Here is a 16,841-nt window from a genome sequence, read left to right on the forward strand (position 1 = left end):
TATGTCGGGGCTGGTGTTTGGGAAAATTATAAGTACTAAATTGTGCTATCAAGAATTCTAATGAGGCTCTGATGATCTCGCTCCGCCAGATGCGTTCCGTGGTTGCTGTCGCGGAAGAGGGCTCCTTCACACGCGCGGCTGTACGCGAAAACGCAACGCAATCGGGCATCTCACAGCACGTTGCTACTGTGGAGGAAAGTCTCGGCATCAGGCTGTTTGAACGCACAAGCGAGGGCGTCCTGCTCACACCCGCAGGTGACCGGTACTACAAGAAGATCCTTGATGTTCTGCGTGGTTCCGAAGAGGCGATCATCGATGCGCAAAGCAGCCGGGAGACCCTTTCAGGACCTGTACGGGCAGGGATCATGCCGGTCCTCGCTCGTGCCGCTCTTGCTCCGGCCCTTGAAAGGATGGCGTGCCAGCACAGCGATGTCTCAATCCACATCATGGAGGGCTATAGCGGTGCGCTGACAGACAGTGTCAAGGCCGAAGAACTTGACTTTGCGGTGGTCCCGGCCTTTGGCGGCGCCGTCGGTCTGAATGTGAGCCACCTGGCGCGAGACCGGGAAATGCTCGTCGGTGGTGCACAGAGCGGCCTGGTGCACGGCAAACCGGTGCGTCTTGCGGAGTTGCCACCGCTGAAGCTGGTAACGCCTTCGCGTAACAATATCCGAAAAGCGCGGATCGAAGACTACCTTACGACCCATTCCGTCTGCGTGGACCGGGTTATGGAAATGGATGCCATGTTCGGCACGCTCGACTTTGTTGCCCGGACCGACTGGGTAACCATCCTGCCAGGTGTAATCTGCGCACCGGACCTGGACGGCACGGTTCGCCGGATCGCGCCGATTGACCAGCCGCCACTCTATCTGGATCTGGTGCAGATCGAGCCTGCCCGGCGTCCGTTGTCTCTTCAGGCACGTGTGTTCCTGGAGGAGCTTAAAAAGGAAGTCGAAGAGCTTGTCGCCACATAAGACCAGCCCTCGATTGTCATCCCGGTTTACCGCGTTTGCGGCAAACCGGGATGACAAATGTGGAGCAAGTGATCTGGGATGGCGACGCTGAAGACTGCGCCGGCCAAGACCAAATCACCCGACCGCAAAGGCCCCGAGCTGTCCCTTGCCGAAAGCGAGAGGCGTTTTGTCGCTGTTCATGTGCGCCAGCACACGGCCTATGAATATCTCATGGTCGCCACCTTCGTGAACGGCTTGGGTTTCGCATTCGAGCGTGGCCGCGCAGTCCTTAAGGCAAGGTACACCGTGAACGCCTTCGACCCATTCCAGGCCGGAAAACCGATCGCGTTCGGTGCTTGCAAAAAGCCGGCACAGGTCTGCCTGCTCGTGCGACAGGATGTTTATGGCGAAGCCGGGATGCGCCTTGTATTCTGCAAGGCTGCCCGCCTTGCGGGCGAGGCTCCAAAGGACGAGGGGCGGGTCCATCGATACGGAATTGAACGAACTGATCGTGACACCGATGGGCTCATCTGTCCTCGAGCGGGTGGTCGCAATTGCAACGCCGGTCGGAAAGCAGGCAAGTGTCTGCCGAAGTGCCTTCGGATCGATAGCAAAGTCTTTGGTACCGGTCATTGCGTTCATTGAACCCCTCCATCGCTTGTCTCCGAAGATAGTGAGGTGCGACATTATGGCAAATTATTAGAGCTGATCACAGCAATCAAAATTTTTGATGCGAGGCGTTCATCCTGCGGACGGCAACAAACCCGTGAATTGCCACCAGAGTATCGTCAGCGGCAATCCGAATAGGACTACTGCAGCAAACAGAAAGAGACAGATCCGCGTCAAAAGACCCGTCGAAATCTCCGCAAGAGACATTGCGATAATCAGCGGTGGCGCCTGATAGGGCAGAAGCGGACTTGCGATGCCGATCATTTGCGTCATGGCAACTGTTTCTAGCGGCAGGCCCGATGCGGATGCGAGCGGTTCTGCGAGCGGTGCCAGAACCAACGGCGCGGCCGGAGCGGTGGTCAGGTGGGAGATCAAGACGGAAAAACCGAAAATGGCGTAGACATTCCAAAAGATCTCACCCGGGACAAGGGACATACGCTCAATAAGGGAGTTGGCCAAGGTCACGTCCAGGCCGACGTGACGCGCCAGGGCGCTTACGCAGAAGATTGCGCTGAACAACAACGCCGGTGTCAGGTCGACCTTTTCTTTCATCGTCGCGGCGGGAAGAAGCCCGGACTTCGGCCAGAGCGCAATTGTGGCAACGGCGAGTGCGATCCAGGCCGGTTGAATGCCGTGCACGAAGTCTGTGGCCCAGAGCGCAATGGCGCATAGAAGAAGGACAAGCAACCGTGTTTGCCGTCCAGTCAGACCCTCAGCGGATTGTGTGCCGGCGCGGCGTCGATCAACCGGTTCGGTGTTTAACAGGCAAAGAACGAGCAGAAGCACCGCGAAACGCACCAGATTGACGGGGAACTGGGCGAGTAAGTACCCGGAATATGTGGCTTTCAGGCTGTAGAGACTTTCCAGAGCACCGAATTGGACGATGGTTGGAAGATTGGCAGTGTATATGGCGTATGTGGGCAGCAGGGTTCCGGCCGCGGCGGTTGCGCACAGACCCATGGATCCGCGGCTCCCTGGCTTGAGCCCGAGGGAGTCTGCCAGCGCAACGGCGACAGGTATCAGGATCAGGACGCGGGGAATTGTTGAGGGAATGAGAATGCCAAGTAAAAACCCGGCCGAAGCGACCACCAGAACCGCTTTTGAATAGGACGCGCCGGAGAGGGCGAGCATCCGGTTCGAGATCTGCGTTCCAAGTCCGGTCGCGGTCACCGCTACTCCCAGTATGATGCCGCCGACCAAAAGCCAGAAGCCCCCGGAGGCAAGACCGGAAAATACTACGCCAGGCGGTGCAATCGAGACGGAAAGACTGATCAGGAAGACCAGAAACGCCGCAACGATATCGGGGAAAACCCGGGTTGCGAAGAGTGCTATGGAGAACACACCAACGCCGGTTGCGAACAAGAGCTCGCTCCGTGGATGTTCGGCACCTGCGCCAAGTGTAAAGAGGACCGACGCGGCAAGCGCCGCGGCGATCAAAGTTGCTCCGGGCAAGGTCAGTTTCATGCCCGGCCTTACGGCAACAGGATCGAAGACCCGGTCGTTGAGCCGGATTCAAGGGCCCTGTGCGCTTCCGCGACATCTGCAAGCGCCCATTTCTGATTGACGTTGACCGACAGGTTCCCAGCCAGGATCATCTCAAACACACGGTTTGCCGAGTGCTCGAGATCCTCTCGAGGGCCAACGTAGTTTGCCAGTGTCGGGCGGGTGAAATAGAGCGATCCGGCCTTTTGCAGAAGGCTTGGCGGCACAGGAGGCGCTTCGCCTGTTGTCGCGCCGAACGAGACGAACATGCCGTAAGTGGCGAGCGAACTGATTGAAATGTCGAAAGTCGCCTTGCCGATGCTGTCAAAGACGACAGGGACGCCCTTGCCACCGGTCAGTTCCTTGACGCGTTCAGCAATATCTTCCGACGTCCGGTCGATCGCTTCCGCGTAACCGAGCGACTTGATCATGGCGCAGCTTTGCGCACCGGACGTAACGCCGATCATCCGTGCGCCCAGCTGCTTGCCCCACTGACCGGCGAGTTGGCCGACACCGCCCGAAGCTGCAAAGAAAAGAACGTCCATGCCCGGCTGGACCTTGAAGCAGCGCTCCAGAAGATATTCGGCCGTCATGCCCTTCATCAGAACCGCGGCGGCGGTTTCGTCCGAAATGCCATCGGGGATCTTGAGAACACGGGCCGCCGGTGCATTGCGCACCGTCGCGTAGGCGCCCAGAACGCCGCCATAAACGACCCTGTCACCGATCGCGAAGCCTTCGACATCCGGACCGACCGCAGTGACTTTCCCGGCCGCTTCCAATCCCAGCGGGCTGGGGATGGCGAGCGGGTAGTGACCCGAGCGCTGGTAGATGTCCATGTAATTGAGTCCGATCGCGGTCTGCTCGATCTGGAGCTCACCTTTCCCGGGTGGCGGAACATCGAACTGTTCCAGCTGCATGACTTCGGGCGCTCCCTGCCCGGTCATCATGATACGTTGCGCCTGCATGCGCGGTCTCCTTCTCTTCCAAAACTACCGTGCGGTCGCGTCACCGGATTCGACGACAACGGTCTGAACCTCACCGGCACCATTTGCCCTGCGAAAGGCCGCTGCCTTTTGGTACTCTTCCGACTTGAAGCATCTTACGCCCGCTTCAAGCGACGGGAACTCGATCACCACGAAACGATGGAAGTGCTCCGGACCTTCCATGATTTCGTGATCGCCTCCTCTTGCGAGCACTTTCCCGCCATGCTTGCTGATGATGTCGGGGACCAGATCGGTGTATTTCTTGTATTCGACCGGATCATTGATCCTGGCGCGTGCCATCCAGTATGCAGGCATGATTTCCTCCGGGAAGTTACATCAGGGTCTCGGGTAGCCAGTTGGCGATCTGGGGAAAAACGATCAGCAATACAGCTGCAAACAGCATGATGCCCCAATAGGGGATCGAACTCAGAAAGATCTCCTGGACACCTACCTTGGGGTCCTCGATAGCTGCCTTGACCGTGTAAACCAGCAGTCCGAAGGGCGGTGTCAGGAGACCGGCTTCAATTGCCAGAATGCCGACGATGGCAAAGCTCAAACGATCAAAGCCGAAGGCAACCGCGATGGGTTCGACGATGGGGACAGTCAGGAGCATGATCGAGATACTGTCGATGACCATACCGAGGATGAACCAGATCAGCAGAATGACGCCCAGAACCTGCCACGCCTGCAGGCCGGAGGCGATGAAGTATTCCCGAATGGCGGTTGTTACACCTGTCATTGCAAGGGTCCGGGAATAGAGCGCCGCGCAAAACAGCAGGATCAGAATGGGTGCGGCGGTCTTGCCGACCGCGTAGACCGCCTGCATGAATTGCTGCCAGGTCAGTCCCTTGGTCATGGCGAAGAGTAGGGCAAGTGCGGCGCCCGCGCCGGCGCCTTCGGTCGGTGTGAAGATGCCGAACCAGATGCCGCCGAGCACGGCCAGAATGATCCCGAAGACGCCGATCATGCTGGACAGGAACTGGCCGAAACTCATGTCAACCCGGTCGGCAGCCGCTTCGCGCTGCTGTGCCCCGGGACGGTTCTCGCCGACGACCTCCGGATTCATAATCGCGGTGACAATGATGTAGCCAAGGAACAGGCTCGCCAGAAGGATGCCGGGCAGCACACCTGCAAGGAAAAGCCGGCCTATGGATTGCTCGGTCAGAATGCCCCAAACGATCATGAGCACCGATGGCGGGATGAGCATTCCAAGGCAGCTCGATCCGGCAATTGCACCAAGTGCAAATCCGCGCCTGTAGTTGAACGCCTTCATTTCCGGATAGGCAATCCGTGAGAATGCGGCGGCGGAAGCGATCGAGACGCCGGTTACAAACGAGAATATGGTATTGCCCAGCACAGTCGCGATCGCCAAGCGACCAGGCAGTCTCTTGATGCCCCGGTTGATGCCGTTATAGACATCGGTGATGGCACCTGACCGGCCGATGAATTCGCCCATCAGCATGAAAAGCGGGATCACGGCAAAGGTGAAATCACGGAGCGCTTCAGCCGCGGTCGAGGCGACAGTAGCTTCGACAATCCGCATCTTGCCCGTCACCAGGTAGATGCCGAGTGCACTGGAAACGCCGAGCGCAACCGCGACGTGGACACCCAGCAGAACCAGTCCGAGAAGGCCGCCGATTATGATGAGCGCAGTGCCGAAATCAAACAAGGCAGAGGCCCCTTATCGAAACTTCAGCCGGTCGGACAAGCCAAAGGCTTCGATGACGGCCAAGAGGAGATAATTGAAAGCGGCAAGGCCGCTACCGAAGATGATCGTGAAGCGGGCGGGCCAGACCGGGACGCGCAACGCGCCTTCGCCATCAAACTCACCGTTGGCGAATGACCTGAGTGCGGGCGTGATGCCGGCTTTCATCAAAAACAGGAAAAATGCGGCGCCCAGCAACAAGCCGAGGACAACGAGGGCTTTGCGAACGGACGGATTGAGCGCGGAAATCAGAAAGTCTGCCTGAAGCATCGATCCGGAGCGGACGGCAAAGCCCAGTTGCAGGAACACGATCATGACCACCGAGTTGGCCACGATCTCCTTGGTGCCCTGTAACGGCATGTTGAGCGCGCGGAAAACAATGTCTGCCAGAATAAAGAAACAGAGAATGAATGCCCAGGCAGCGGCCAGGATCATCAGTAGTTTCGTGAGTTGGTCGGTCGCCCGGATCAGGAACATGTTTGTTCAGCCGTTAGCATGGAGGTCCGCGCAGACTGCAAAGGCCGGCGGAGGGGAAAGGGATGCCGCGGGCGTAAGCCGCGGCATCAGTTGGCTGCATTGCGTTACTTGATCTCGTAGCGAACGGGCCAGGAATAGCCCCGGTCTTCTGCCTTATCGAGGACGAGGTTCAGAACCTGTTTGGCAGGCAAACCCTGTTCCTCCAGGTCGCTCGCCATCTGCTGCGGCCAGTCCTTGAGGCTCTCCGCCCAGGCCGCGCGGACAGTCGGATCGATCTCGGTGACCGTGATAAGCCCACGCAGCTCTTCAACCAGACGCGCATATTCCTTCTGGTTCACGATGCCTGTCTGCTCTTCATAGTCGGCCGCGACCTCGTGCAGGATCTCCTTCACGTCATCAGGCAACTCGTTGTAGGTGTCCTGGTTGATCGTGAGCCCATGCCACGTCATCGAGCCGAAGCCGATCAGGGTGTAGTATGGCCCCGGCTCGTAAAGCTTGAGGTTCACCCAAGCCGAGGGAAACATGATCCAGCCTTCATAGACGTTGGTATTCATTTCCGTGTAGGCCGTCGCCAGCGAGGACTGGACCGGCGACACGCCGGCATACTTCAACCAGTTCAGATTGAGCCCGGCTCCGGCAATCTTCTGGTCTTTCAGATCAGACAGGTTTTCCCAGGCAAACGAGGTTCCGAGGTTGTAGCCGCCGTCGGCAATGCGCGACAGGAGGATCTGGTTGAACTTCTGGGGGAAGACGTCCGTCAGATAGGGCACTTCAGCATAGACATCCTGTGCGATCTGCAAGGACTGAACCGGGTCCATCGTTCCGAAGGGCATCATGACCTGAAATGCATGCAGCGGCAGGTTGGACGGCTCGAAACAGTAGCAGAAGCCGCCAATGTCGATGATCCCGTCCTGAACACCTTCCAGAACTTCCGTCACCTTGACGATGGATCCCGAATAGCCCTCCACGAAATTGATCGTATGGTCGGTTCGTTCTTCGACGCGGCGCTTCAGTTCGGGTTGGAAATAGTCGATCATCAGCCCGGCATAGACGACGCCTGGCGGGTGGCCAGACCCGATCCGCAATGTGATTTCATCTGCGGCAGCCTGGCCGCCAACGATAGCAAGCGTCGTGGCCAGCGTCATGCCGGCAATTGTCTTCTTCATGGTTTCCTCCCGTGAACATAGTTCAAGTGCACCGGATTGCCGGTGCATCGGGAGCCGGCCTTCTTGAGCGGGGGCCGGTCTCCCAATTCGTCATGCGGCGTCTGCGCCGGGCGATTGCAACCGAACGCTGTCCGGCACTTCGAGCGGTGTGTTGGGGCCGTCCAGAAATTCGACGGTTGTAAACAAAAGCTCCGTGTCGCCGATGTTTTCCACCGCGTGGAGCATGTATTCGCCGGCGCTGTAATAGAAATGCTTGGTCTCGCCTTCGTAGTGCTCGACGTCGCGGATCTCGCCACTGGAGAAGAAGCCACGCGCCTTGCCAGCGCGGTGCGCTGACCAGAAATAAGGGTTCACATGGCGATGGAACGCGCAGCGTTTGCCAGGTGCCAGACGCAGATGCCAGACGCGGACCTTGTCCGTTTCAGAAACCAGCCTGGATCCCACAACGCCGCTGTATTCATCAGCTTTCATCGCGTCATAAAGGCCTTCGGGCCAGTGCGCGAATGCGGCCGGATCGGTTGCGGTCGGAATGTGATTGGAAACGGCATGTGCCTGCTGGGCCTGGGCCATGTGGAATTTCCTTTTTAATTATTGCGCTGCGTTGCGCGCTGCCACCAGCGTGTCCAGATCTGCCCGAAGCCCCGTTTTCTGGGCCTCGTTCAGTCTGACAAGCGGAGGGGCCATGCGTGTCCAGCTTTCGTCATTGGTGCGCCAGGCTTCGAGTTGCTTCATGCCCGCCATCAAAGGATATTTTGCAGCGGCCGCCCGTGCGGCCTTGACGTGTTGGAACGCCTGTTCGCGCCCCGCTTCATCCGCATTCAGGGCCGCGCGGACAAGATTGCCAAAGGCATTTGTGGATCCGGAGATGATGCCGGCGCACTTTGCTTCCAAAGCGTCGAAGACCATTGCCTCGCTGGAGGGATAGACATCGAAGTCCCGATCGATACCTCCTGTTGCCTCGACAAAGGCAAGCGATTGCGAAAAATCGCCGCTGGAGTCTTTCAATCCGGCAATAATCGGCCCGAATTCGGCCTTCAGTCGCGAGACCAGTGCAGGCGAGAGCGGTGTCATGGACATTTGCGGAAAGTGATAAAGGTAGATCCGCAGCGCGTCCGAGTTCACCTTGTCGATGATGCGTGCATAGTAGGCGTAGAGGCCGTCGTCACTCGGGTTCTTGTAGTAAAACGGCGGCAGGATGAGAACGTTCGCAAATCCGGCGTCGAGCGATGCTCTGGTATAAGCGATCGCGTCTTCGGACGAACAGGCCCCGGTACCGAAAATCACCTGATCCGCGGCAAAGCCCGCAGCGGCGAATGCTGCCGGAAGGGCCAGGCGGTCCTTCGCTGAAATGGAGTTGCCTTCTCCGGTGGTCCCGGTCGGTGCTATCCCGTCGCACCCGCCATCGGTGACCAGATGGCGGCAGTAGGCGATGAGTTTCGCTGCGTCCACGCCGCCTTGATCGTCAAAAGGGGTAACGGCGGCGGCGTATATGCCACGGCGGGCCTTGGGCATAAAAGGTCTCCTCATTCCGCTGCTTGTGCTGCGGCGTGCGTGTCTTTCATGGAGACGACCACCTTGATCGCGTCGTCGATGCGCTCCCGGGCGTATTTCAGCGCCGTCGGCAAATCTTCCATGGGAAATGTGTGGGTGTGGATCTTGGTCGCATCGAAGCGCTTTTCGGCCATGAAGGCCATAGCCCGATGCGTCGCCGACCTGCCTTCTCCGCGAATGCCGTAGAGATAAATGTTATTGACGGCCAGATAACCGAGATCGAATTCAACCGGCTTCTTGGGGAAGGCCGCGAGGCAGATCCTCCCGCCGCGATTGGTCATGTGGACGGCCTGGTTGACTGTCGTTTCACTGCCGGCGCAATCGACGACGTAGTCGGCTCCCTTTCCGCCAGTGAGTTCCTTTATCCGGCTAACGACATCTTCGTTTCTGGCATCGATCGCGACATCAGCGCCCAATTCGAGACCGATCCTGTTGCGGTTTTCACGGGTCCCGACCAGGACAACCGGCGACGCACCAAGCGATTTGGCAACCGCGACAGCGAGCAGGCCTATGGGGCCGGGACCAATTACCACGACGCTTTCGCCGGCAACGAGACCGCCAAGCTCGGTGAGGCCGTACATCGACGTTCCGGCCGTGACCACGAGGGTCGCTTCCTCGTCGGACATTGTGTCCGGCACCTTGATCATGGTGTTGATGTTGTTCACCGCATATTGGGCAAAGCCGCCATCGGTGGTGAAGCCGTTGGCCCTGTGTCCCTTGTTCTGTTCGCCATAGTTTTTGCCGTAGTTGTGGCACGATGTGTACATGCCCATCCGGCACCGCTTGCACTGGCCGCATCCGGCGTGGATTTCGACCGTGACGCGGTCGCCGATCTCGAATTCATCGACGCCGGGCCCGAGTGCCGCAATCGTTCCCATGTATTCATGGCCAGGCGTGAAATTCTTGTTGAATGGCGCTCCGCCTTCGATCAGGGCAGGCGTTCCATAAGTGAGGATCTCCAGGTCGGTTGCGCAGATGGCAACCGCGTCGATCCTGACCAGCGCTTCGGCCTTGCCCGGCCGGGGCACGTCCTTGTCCACGAGTGTCAGTTGTTCCGGATCGCCCAGGACCCAAGCCTTCATTTTTGGCGGAACGGTCATATCGATGGGTGCGTTCACACGGTCCTCCCTGACTGAATGAACAAGGGTCAACAGGCGGGTTGAACGGAAAAACAACCCTGAGATAGACAGACATCATTCGGCATGTTCTGCCGCGTCAATCCTAATTGGTTAACCAATTTGGTGCTTTGGTCGTATCATTTCACGATAAAAGCTCTCATGTAAAGAAAAAATCGATACTTGAGTCTCTTTTCCGAGTGTGGCTAAATTGAATGAGTTTAAATTTCGCCTTGAAATAAGATTGGTGCACCAAATTGGTATTGGATCTGCAAGCTCCTTCCCTCCCGGTTCTTGACCTTGTGAGAGGCTGGCTCGAGCAATCCGGACTTCGTCCTGGAGGACGGCTGCCGCCTGAAAGACAGCTGTGTGACACGCTGGGCGTTTCACGTGGCGTTTTGAGAAAGGCGCTCACGGTTCTTGAGGCGGAAGGGATCGTTCACAGGAAAGTCGGCAAAGGGACATTTTTGGGAGATGCCTATGCGGTTGCCGGAGCGTCCTCCGAAAGCCTTGGCTTTCTTGCAGACCGAACGAGCCCGCACGAAGCGATGGTCGCAAGGCTCGTTTTGGAACCGGAACTCACGGCATTGGCGGCCATTCACGCAACGCCCAGACATCTTGCCCAGCTGCGCGACCTCACGCGGAAAATGCGGGAAGCAGCATCCTGGCCGTCTTACGAAGAGCTTGATTTCGCGTTTCATACCGAAATTGCCGAGGCAGCCGGGAACACATTGTTGAGCGAACTTCACTGGCTGGTGAACAAGGTTCGTGTATCAGTGGTCTGGTCGCGCCTGGACGTGCCAGAAGGCGGTCCGCCAGCTGATTATCATTCCTTTGCGGAACATGAGGCAATCGTTGCCGCGCTCGAAAGACGCGACGCGGCAGGGGCAAAAAACGCCATGCGCGCGCACCTGAAATCCGTCCGGGCGACTTTCTTGCCCGAAGACTGAACAGACGACTGGCCGGGCCGGCCGGCATAGAGGAACCGAAAGGCAAATTGCGTGATCGATTTTTATACCTGGACGACACCCAACGGACGCAAGGTCTCGATCCTTCTGGAAGAACTCGGCGTCGACTACAAGGCGCATGCGATCGACATATCCAAGGGCGAGCAACATGAGCCCGACTTTCTGAAGATCTCCCCGAATAATCGCATCCCAGCGATAGTGGATCATGATACCGGAATTTCCATGATGGAGACCGGTGCCATCATGCTTTACCTCGCCGAGAAATACGGAAAGTTCCTGCCTGCCGGTGATGCCCGCTGGCCAGCCATCGAATGGCTCATGTGGCAGATGGGCGGGCTCGGGCCAATGCTCGGGCAGGTGCACCATTTCGTCAAATACAACAAGGGCAAGTCCGAATACGGCGAAGAACGCTATTCGACCGAAGGGCGCCGCCTCTACAAGGTGCTCAATACGCGCCTGGCGGACCGTGACTTTATCGCGGGCGACGGACGGGGCGAATACTCGATCACGGACATGGCCTGCTGGCCCTGGATTTCCCGTTTCGAATGGCAGGAAATCGATCTCAACGAGTTTCCGAACGTTAGGGACTGGTATGTGCGCATTGCGGAAAGACCTGCGGTGCAGCGCGGGTACCAGGTTCCCAAACACGTAAACGACGTACCGATGCCCTAGGAAGGAAAGATGGCCTTTGCCGTATCACCAAGCGGAGAACAGGTTCGTCAGGAGTGTTCCCATCGGAGCATCCCGGTCCGCGATGGTGAGCCCGATCCACAGAAGTGCAGGCAAGACGGCAAAGGTCAGGAGTGTCGATGCAACGATCAGACCCGCGACTTTTTCCGGGTCACGCTCGTAGCGTTCGGCAAAGACGTAAGTGACGATGGCGGACGGCATGGCCGCCATCAGAAACAGACTGCCGGCTGCAAGGCCGGTAGCACCCAGGAGGGCAATCGTTGCCGTGCCGGCGGCAATGCCGATCAGCAATCTTGCTGCTGCAAGAGCCACGGCCGTCTTGATGTCATCAATCCTGAGGCGGGCAATGGCAGCGCCGAGCAGGATCACCATGACGGGGATCATCATGCCACCCAGCAAGCGGGTCGTTTCGCGGATCACTTCCGGTGGCGTGATGCCGGTTGCCTTGACAACAAGGACCGCGGTTACGGACCAGACCAGGGGCTCCTTCAGCGTCCTGCCGAGCGAAAACGATCCGGCGGTAACGATCGGCATGACCGTGTATTGCAGGATTGCAATGACGAAGAAAAAGGCAACGCCAATCGCAAGTCCTTCGTTCCCGAACGCCAGCAAAACGACCGGAAGCCCGATGTTGCCGGAATTGGGCATTGTCAGGCTGGGCAGGAAGCTGCGCAGATTGAAACCGGAGACCATGAGAAATGCAGTCGCGAGAACGGCGGCAATGACGCTGGCGCAAATTGCACCCGCAGACATCTGAAGCAGGACTGTTTCCGGAAGGTCTGTGCTCGTCAGCGAAGAAAAAACAAGCGCCGGTGTTCCGACCATCATCACGAGCATGCTCATGCTTTTGGTTTCGAGGTTCGGTCCGGCCTTCTGTATCCAGTATCCGATCGCCGCCATCAGAAGAATCGGCGCGATGACGCCGGCGAGTTCACCAATCAAATCAATATCCTTCGGCAATACGGAGCAGTCGGTCGAAGCAAGGTGCCAATGGTTTGCGGTGCTGGATCTGACGGCAGGTTGATGGCGCCAGTCAAGTACGGTTGCTGCCGGCAAGCTTCAGAATTGCCGATATTCGCTATCAGAAATGCTGATTTAGAAAAGCTCTCGTTATTCGATATTCATGTAGCAATGACAGAAAACTCGATTTTTCCGGGAGGTGCCGATGGCCCACATAGCGCCTGTTGATCTTGAAGCGAGCCGTGAAGCGGCAGAAGAAATCAAGTGGCTGGCGGGCCAGACGGGTTTTGTCGCCAATTCCATGTTGACCCTGTCTCATCGACCGGAAATCGCCAGGGCGGTGCTCAACCTTATTCGTGCGGTCGTGCGCAATCCGAATGCAACCGTCGATCCGGCGCTGTTGTGGATGGTCGCCCATGTCACCAGCCTGTCCAATGGCTGCAGCTACTGTTCGGCGCACACATTCAAGAACGGTGCGGACAATGGCGTGCCCCAGGACAAGCTGGAAGCCCTTTGGGAGTTTGAAACCAGTCCGCTGTTCTCCGAAGTCGAGCGCGCTGCTTTGCGGGTCGCGCTGACGGGCGGGCAGTGTCCGTCGTCGGCGGATCAGGCGGATATGGACATTCTGAGAAGCCATTACTCCCCGGCGCAGGTAGTCGAAATCTGTTCCGTCATCGCGTTGTTCGGCTTCAACAACCGCTGGAACGCTTTGATGGAGACCGAACTGGAGGAGAGCGTCGTCAGTTTCGTGAACAGCAAGAATTACCACGGCCCGGGCACAAGTGCGTGAGGTCAGACGGACTGTTTGAGGAGGCGGTCCGAATAAGGAGGAGGAAGAGTTGTGACAGAGAACAAGAATGGTTCAAATCGCAGGACGTTTCTGGCGGGAGCAGGTGCTGCTGCCGGAATGGCCGGACTTCAGATTACCATCCCCGGAACCGCGCTGGCCGCCGGATATCCCGAGCGGCCGATTACGCTGGTCGTGATGTATTCCGCTGGTGGTGGCACCGACACGATCATGCGCAAGATTGCCCAGGAAATGGCGGACGCGCAGGGATGGAATGTCAACGTCATCAACAAGCCTGGTGCGGTCGGCGGGATTGCCACCCAGTTCGTGGGCGCACAGCGGCCCGATGGCTACACCGTTCTTGGCGGTGCGAACTATAACCGGTTCGTGCGCGTGCTCGGGCACGCCGATTTCACACCCTGGCAGGACTGGGTTCCGTTCAAGGCCGCAAATGCGCTGGCATCTTGGTCGGTTTCCGCAGACAGCCCGCACCAGACCATGAACGATGTAATTGCGGCGGCCAAGGCAAACCCGGGCAGCGTGACCATTTCGACGTCCGGTACCGGTGGTGTCTGGCACGAACTGGCGATGATCATTGCGAACATGGCCGGTGTCGAACTGAAATACGTTCCCTACAAGGGCGGGAAACCGGCCACACTGGCGGGACTTCAGGGCGAAACGGACATTGCCGGCGGCGGTCTGCACGAGCATATCGATCTGATCCGGGCCGGAAAGCTGCGCAACCTGTGTCATACAAGCATCGAGGACATCACGCTGGATGATGGCACGGTGCTGCCATCAATCGCCTCCATCATTCCCGAATCACGGGCGCTTTTGCCCGTTGGCGCAACCTACAACTTCATGGTCAAGCGCGACATCCCGCCAGAAGCCATGCAGGCTCTTGCCGACGGTTTCGTTGCAGCGGTCAATTCCGACGGTTTCCAGGAGCTGCTGAAGGCCAAGTTCTTCCAGCCCGATGTCAAGATCGGCGAGGAAGCGGATCGCGAAGGCGCTCTCATGGAGGCCGTGACCGTCGAAATCTTCAACAAGTTCAAGGACCAGATCGGTGCTGAGGTCAAGACGGCCGAAGAACTTGGACTGCCGAAGCCTGAAGACTTTGACGCATGGTGGCCGCCGGAAGGTTATAAACCGCCGCCGATCAAGTCAGGCGCTTGAAGGTGACCGGCCCCGGCTGATCGGTTCGGGGCCGCTCCGACATATTCAGACATGCTGAATCGAGGGAACGCCAGTGAGCGAACACCTGCACTCTGAAGTGAAATTCGAGGGTGAAGAGGCCGGAACTGGTTATGCCTCACCAGCGCTCGACCTGATTGCGACCGTCCTGCTTATTCTGCTGTCCGTTGCCGTCATGCTGGGAAGTCTGGCGTTGCCGGTTCCTAGCGATCTGCTGACGGCGCCGGGCTTGCTGCCTTTCATCGTTGCAGCGAGCCTGCTCGTTATGGCGCTTGGCCTTGGAGCCTCCGCAGTCGGACGCTGGCGAAGCGGTGTCAGAATGCCCGTACTTGCCGGGCGGGATATGGCAACCGATTTGAAGTCGCTCGTGCTCGCAGGCGCGATCGCCGTCTACATTGCCGGTCTTCAATATCTCGCCTTCCGGCACGACATTGTGTTCGGCGATTTCCGGCACTCGGTCACGGCCTTCGAGCCGGTAACGATCCTTGCACTGGCGGTCATCATGCGCCTGTCCTGGTCCGGTCCGCTCTGGATCATCTGTTCTGTTTCCATCCTCTGGACCGTTCTGTTGAGCAGCGTGTTTCAGCACGTATTCAATATTCCGCTGCCGGGGTCCTTCTGATGATCGATGCTCTGCTGGCAGCGCTTCAGCCATCACTCCTGTTCATGTCGTTGTGCGGTGTCTGCCTCGGGATTGTCTGGGGTGCGCTTCCCGGTCTTTCGACGACAATGGCAATGGGGTTGCTGATCGGTCTGTCTGCCGGCATGTCGCAAGAAGTAGCGATCAGCTTCATGCTCGGCGTTTATACGGGAAGCGTTTTCGGCGGGGCAATTTCCGCCGTCCTGATCAACATACCCGGAACGCCCGACGCCGTTCCGACCATGATCGAGGGTCACCAGCTCGCGCAAAGGGGAGAAGGCGGGCAGGCGCTTGGGATGTCCATTGCCGCTTCCTTCGTGGGTGGCATGGTTGGCATCGTGCTCCTGATCATGCTGATCCCTCTCATTCTCGCATTCGCGCTCAATTTCAAATCCTGGGAAATGTTCTGGCTCGCGATCATCGGCATCATGGTGGCCGGATCGATGGCGGCCGGCTCCGTCCCGCTCAAGGGCTGGATTGCCGGCTGGATCGGAATGCTGATCGCCTTTGTGGGGCTCGATGCAATCCATGCGGTTCCCCGCTTCACCTTTGGCTCCTTCGCGCTTTATGACGGTGTTTCGTATGTCGCGGTTCTGATCGGTCTCTTCGGACTGTCGGAAATTCTGCGCACGCTTCCTGCCAAAGACATGCCGACAATCCCCTCAGATGTCGGACGCGTTTTTCCGCCGCTTGGGAAACTGGCTAAATATATTCCGAGCGCACTGCGCTCCGGGTCTATCGGTGCGTTTATCGGCGCCATTCCCGGAGCGGGCGCCAACGTTGCTTCGTTCCTTGCTTATGATATCGGCCGGCGTTGGGCACGGCCCGAAGAAAAGGCGCAATGGGGCAAGGGCAGCTACCAGGCCATCGTTTGCGCCGAAACGGCCAATAACGCGAATATCGGCGGATCGATGCTGCCGACGCTCGCCCTCGGCATTCCGGGAAATGCGGCCGCAGCCGCGCTTCTGGCGGCACTTACGCTCAAGAACGTCGTCGTCGGCCCAACCATCGAGATCGATCATCCGGGGCTGATCTATTTCATCTATGCCTGCCTCATCGTTGCAAATCTTTTGATGTATGTCGCCGCGTTCGCGCTGATCGGGCCGTGCGTCAAGTTGTTCAGTCTACCACGCGGGATCCTTATGCCGATGATCCTGCCTGTGTGCGTGATTGGCGCATTTGCCGTCAAACTGTCGATGGCGGATGTCTGGATCATGTTTGCAGCCGGTGTCTTCGGCTGGTTTTTCACCATGATGCGGTTCCCAACAGCCCCTGTTGTCCTCGGCGTCATTCTTGCGCCGCTCGCGGACGAGAATCTGCGCCGATCGCTGCTCGTTTTCGAAGACAAGTCGATCGGGTTCATCCTGTCCCAATGGATCGGCACGGTGCTCATGATCGCCGTGTTCCTTGTCGTCATAGAAGGTGTGTTGCGCGCGCTCTGGTCCTTGCGAAAAAGCGCCGGCGACACGGAACCGTCTCTCTCATCCCCGCCCAATTAAGG

Annotated in this window: 18 protein-coding genes; 7 read left to right on the forward strand and 11 right to left on the reverse strand. The window is 58.2% G+C overall.

Annotation, left to right across the window (positions count from 1 at the left end; genetic code table 11):
* Window positions 1-71: 71 nt before the first annotated feature.
* A complete protein-coding gene (locus Q0915_RS31060) occupies window positions 72-974 on the forward strand; it encodes a LysR family transcriptional regulator (RefSeq protein ID WP_299484222.1) in 903 nt (300 codons plus the stop codon).
* 114 nt (window positions 975-1,088) lie between these two features.
* Here Q0915_RS31060 and Q0915_RS31065 read toward each other — a convergent pair whose 3' ends face one another.
* From Q0915_RS31065 to Q0915_RS31110, 10 genes are all read right to left on the reverse strand, one after another.
* Window positions 1,089-1,595, reverse strand: a complete 507-nt coding sequence (locus Q0915_RS31065) for a flavin reductase family protein (RefSeq protein ID WP_299484223.1) — start codon at window positions 1,593-1,595, stop codon at window positions 1,089-1,091.
* Window positions 1,596-1,694: 99 nt separating this feature from the next.
* Window positions 1,695-3,086 (reverse strand): SLC13 family permease, encoded by a 1,392-nt coding sequence (locus Q0915_RS31070; protein ID WP_299484224.1) that lies wholly within the window; start codon window positions 3,084-3,086, stop codon window positions 1,695-1,697.
* A gap of 8 nt (window positions 3,087-3,094) precedes the next feature.
* The gene (locus tag Q0915_RS31075) at window positions 3,095-4,069 is read right to left on the reverse strand and encodes a quinone oxidoreductase (protein WP_299484225.1); all 975 of its coding nucleotides are present in this window, start codon (window positions 4,067-4,069) and stop codon (window positions 3,095-3,097) included.
* Between the two features lie 24 nt (window positions 4,070-4,093).
* Complete coding sequence (locus Q0915_RS31080) at window positions 4,094-4,402, reverse strand: DUF1330 domain-containing protein (protein ID WP_299484226.1); 309 nt, start codon at window positions 4,400-4,402, stop codon at window positions 4,094-4,096.
* Between the two features lie 16 nt (window positions 4,403-4,418).
* A complete protein-coding gene (locus tag Q0915_RS31085) occupies window positions 4,419-5,756 on the reverse strand; it encodes a TRAP transporter large permease (RefSeq protein WP_299484227.1) in 1,338 nt (445 codons plus the stop codon).
* Between the two features lie 12 nt (window positions 5,757-5,768).
* Entirely contained in the window at window positions 5,769-6,269 is a 501-nt protein-coding gene (locus Q0915_RS31090) for a TRAP transporter small permease subunit (RefSeq protein ID WP_299484228.1), read from the reverse strand.
* Window positions 6,270-6,373: 104 nt separating this feature from the next.
* Window positions 6,374-7,435, reverse strand: coding sequence for a C4-dicarboxylate TRAP transporter substrate-binding protein (locus Q0915_RS31095; protein ID WP_299484229.1), 1,062 nt, complete (start codon window positions 7,433-7,435; stop codon window positions 6,374-6,376).
* Window positions 7,436-7,525: 90 nt separating this feature from the next.
* On the reverse strand, window positions 7,526-8,005 hold the full coding sequence (locus Q0915_RS31100) for a hypothetical protein (protein WP_299484230.1): 480 nt from the start codon (window positions 8,003-8,005) through the stop codon (window positions 7,526-7,528).
* A gap of 18 nt (window positions 8,006-8,023) precedes the next feature.
* Window positions 8,024-8,947, reverse strand: a complete 924-nt coding sequence (locus Q0915_RS31105; RefSeq protein WP_299484231.1) for a dihydrodipicolinate synthase family protein — start codon at window positions 8,945-8,947, stop codon at window positions 8,024-8,026.
* A gap of 11 nt (window positions 8,948-8,958) precedes the next feature.
* Window positions 8,959-10,104 carry a zinc-binding dehydrogenase gene (locus tag Q0915_RS31110; protein ID WP_299484232.1) on the reverse strand — a complete coding sequence of 382 codons (1,146 nt, stop codon included), beginning with the start codon at window positions 10,102-10,104 and terminating at the stop codon, window positions 8,959-8,961.
* Between the two features lie 254 nt (window positions 10,105-10,358).
* Between Q0915_RS31110 and Q0915_RS31115 the strand changes: the two genes are divergently transcribed.
* Both Q0915_RS31115 and Q0915_RS31120 read left to right on the forward strand, forming a co-directional pair.
* On the forward strand, window positions 10,359-11,051 hold the full coding sequence (locus Q0915_RS31115) for a FadR/GntR family transcriptional regulator (protein ID WP_299484233.1): 693 nt from the start codon (window positions 10,359-10,361) through the stop codon (window positions 11,049-11,051).
* Between the two features lie 51 nt (window positions 11,052-11,102).
* Complete coding sequence (locus Q0915_RS31120) at window positions 11,103-11,741, forward strand: glutathione S-transferase N-terminal domain-containing protein (protein WP_299484234.1); 639 nt, start codon at window positions 11,103-11,105, stop codon at window positions 11,739-11,741.
* Between the two features lie 24 nt (window positions 11,742-11,765).
* Here the strand turns inward: Q0915_RS31120 and Q0915_RS31125 are convergent, their stop codons facing one another.
* Entirely contained in the window at window positions 11,766-12,701 is a 936-nt protein-coding gene (locus Q0915_RS31125) for an AEC family transporter (protein ID WP_299484235.1), read from the reverse strand.
* 223 nt (window positions 12,702-12,924) lie between these two features.
* On the opposite strand from Q0915_RS31125, the gene Q0915_RS31130 reads away from it, so the two are divergent.
* The 4 genes from Q0915_RS31130 (at window position 12,925) to Q0915_RS31145 (ending at window position 16,839) form a co-directional block, all read left to right on the forward strand.
* Window positions 12,925-13,509 (forward strand): carboxymuconolactone decarboxylase family protein, encoded by a 585-nt coding sequence (locus Q0915_RS31130; RefSeq protein WP_299484236.1) that lies wholly within the window; start codon window positions 12,925-12,927, stop codon window positions 13,507-13,509.
* A 51-nt stretch (window positions 13,510-13,560) separates the two neighbouring features.
* Window positions 13,561-14,682 (forward strand): tripartite tricarboxylate transporter substrate binding protein, encoded by a 1,122-nt coding sequence (locus Q0915_RS31135; RefSeq protein WP_299484237.1) that lies wholly within the window; start codon window positions 13,561-13,563, stop codon window positions 14,680-14,682.
* A gap of 73 nt (window positions 14,683-14,755) precedes the next feature.
* Window positions 14,756-15,322, forward strand: coding sequence for a hypothetical protein (locus tag Q0915_RS31140; protein ID WP_299484238.1), 567 nt, complete (start codon window positions 14,756-14,758; stop codon window positions 15,320-15,322).
* Window positions 15,322-16,839, forward strand: coding sequence for a tripartite tricarboxylate transporter permease (locus Q0915_RS31145; RefSeq protein ID WP_299484239.1), 1,518 nt, complete (start codon window positions 15,322-15,324; stop codon window positions 16,837-16,839). Before Q0915_RS31140 ends, Q0915_RS31145 begins: the two co-directional genes overlap by 1 nt.
* Window positions 16,840-16,841 lie beyond the last annotated feature (2 nt).

It is taken from the genome of uncultured Roseibium sp., from assembly GCF_947494555.1.
In the GTDB taxonomy this organism is placed as follows: domain Bacteria; phylum Pseudomonadota; class Alphaproteobacteria; order Rhizobiales; family Stappiaceae; genus Roseibium.

Excerpts from the sequence above, each read along its gene's own strand:
- Q0915_RS31060 (WP_299484222.1), top strand. The coding sequence starts at position 72 with ATGATCTCGCTCCGCCAGATGCGTTCCGTGGTTGCTGTCGCGGAAGAG.
- Q0915_RS31065 (WP_299484223.1), bottom strand. The coding sequence starts at position 1,595 with ATGAACGCAATGACCGGTACCAAAGACTTTGCTATCGATCCGAAGGCA.
- Q0915_RS31070 (WP_299484224.1), bottom strand. The coding sequence starts at position 3,086 with ATGAAACTGACCTTGCCCGGAGCAACTTTGATCGCCGCGGCGCTTGCC.
- Q0915_RS31075 (WP_299484225.1), bottom strand. The coding sequence starts at position 4,069 with ATGCAGGCGCAACGTATCATGATGACCGGGCAGGGAGCGCCCGAAGTC.
- Q0915_RS31080 (WP_299484226.1), bottom strand. The coding sequence starts at position 4,402 with ATGCCTGCATACTGGATGGCACGCGCCAGGATCAATGATCCGGTCGAA.
- Q0915_RS31090 (WP_299484228.1), bottom strand. The coding sequence starts at position 6,269 with ATGTTCCTGATCCGGGCGACCGACCAACTCACGAAACTACTGATGATC.
- Q0915_RS31095 (WP_299484229.1), bottom strand. The coding sequence starts at position 7,435 with ATGAAGAAGACAATTGCCGGCATGACGCTGGCCACGACGCTTGCTATC.
- Q0915_RS31100 (WP_299484230.1), bottom strand. The coding sequence starts at position 8,005 with ATGGCCCAGGCCCAGCAGGCACATGCCGTTTCCAATCACATTCCGACC.
- Q0915_RS31105 (WP_299484231.1), bottom strand. The coding sequence starts at position 8,947 with ATGCCCAAGGCCCGCCGTGGCATATACGCCGCCGCCGTTACCCCTTTT.
- Q0915_RS31130 (WP_299484236.1), top strand. The coding sequence starts at position 12,925 with ATGGCCCACATAGCGCCTGTTGATCTTGAAGCGAGCCGTGAAGCGGCA.
- Q0915_RS31145 (WP_299484239.1), top strand. The coding sequence starts at position 15,322 with ATGATCGATGCTCTGCTGGCAGCGCTTCAGCCATCACTCCTGTTCATG.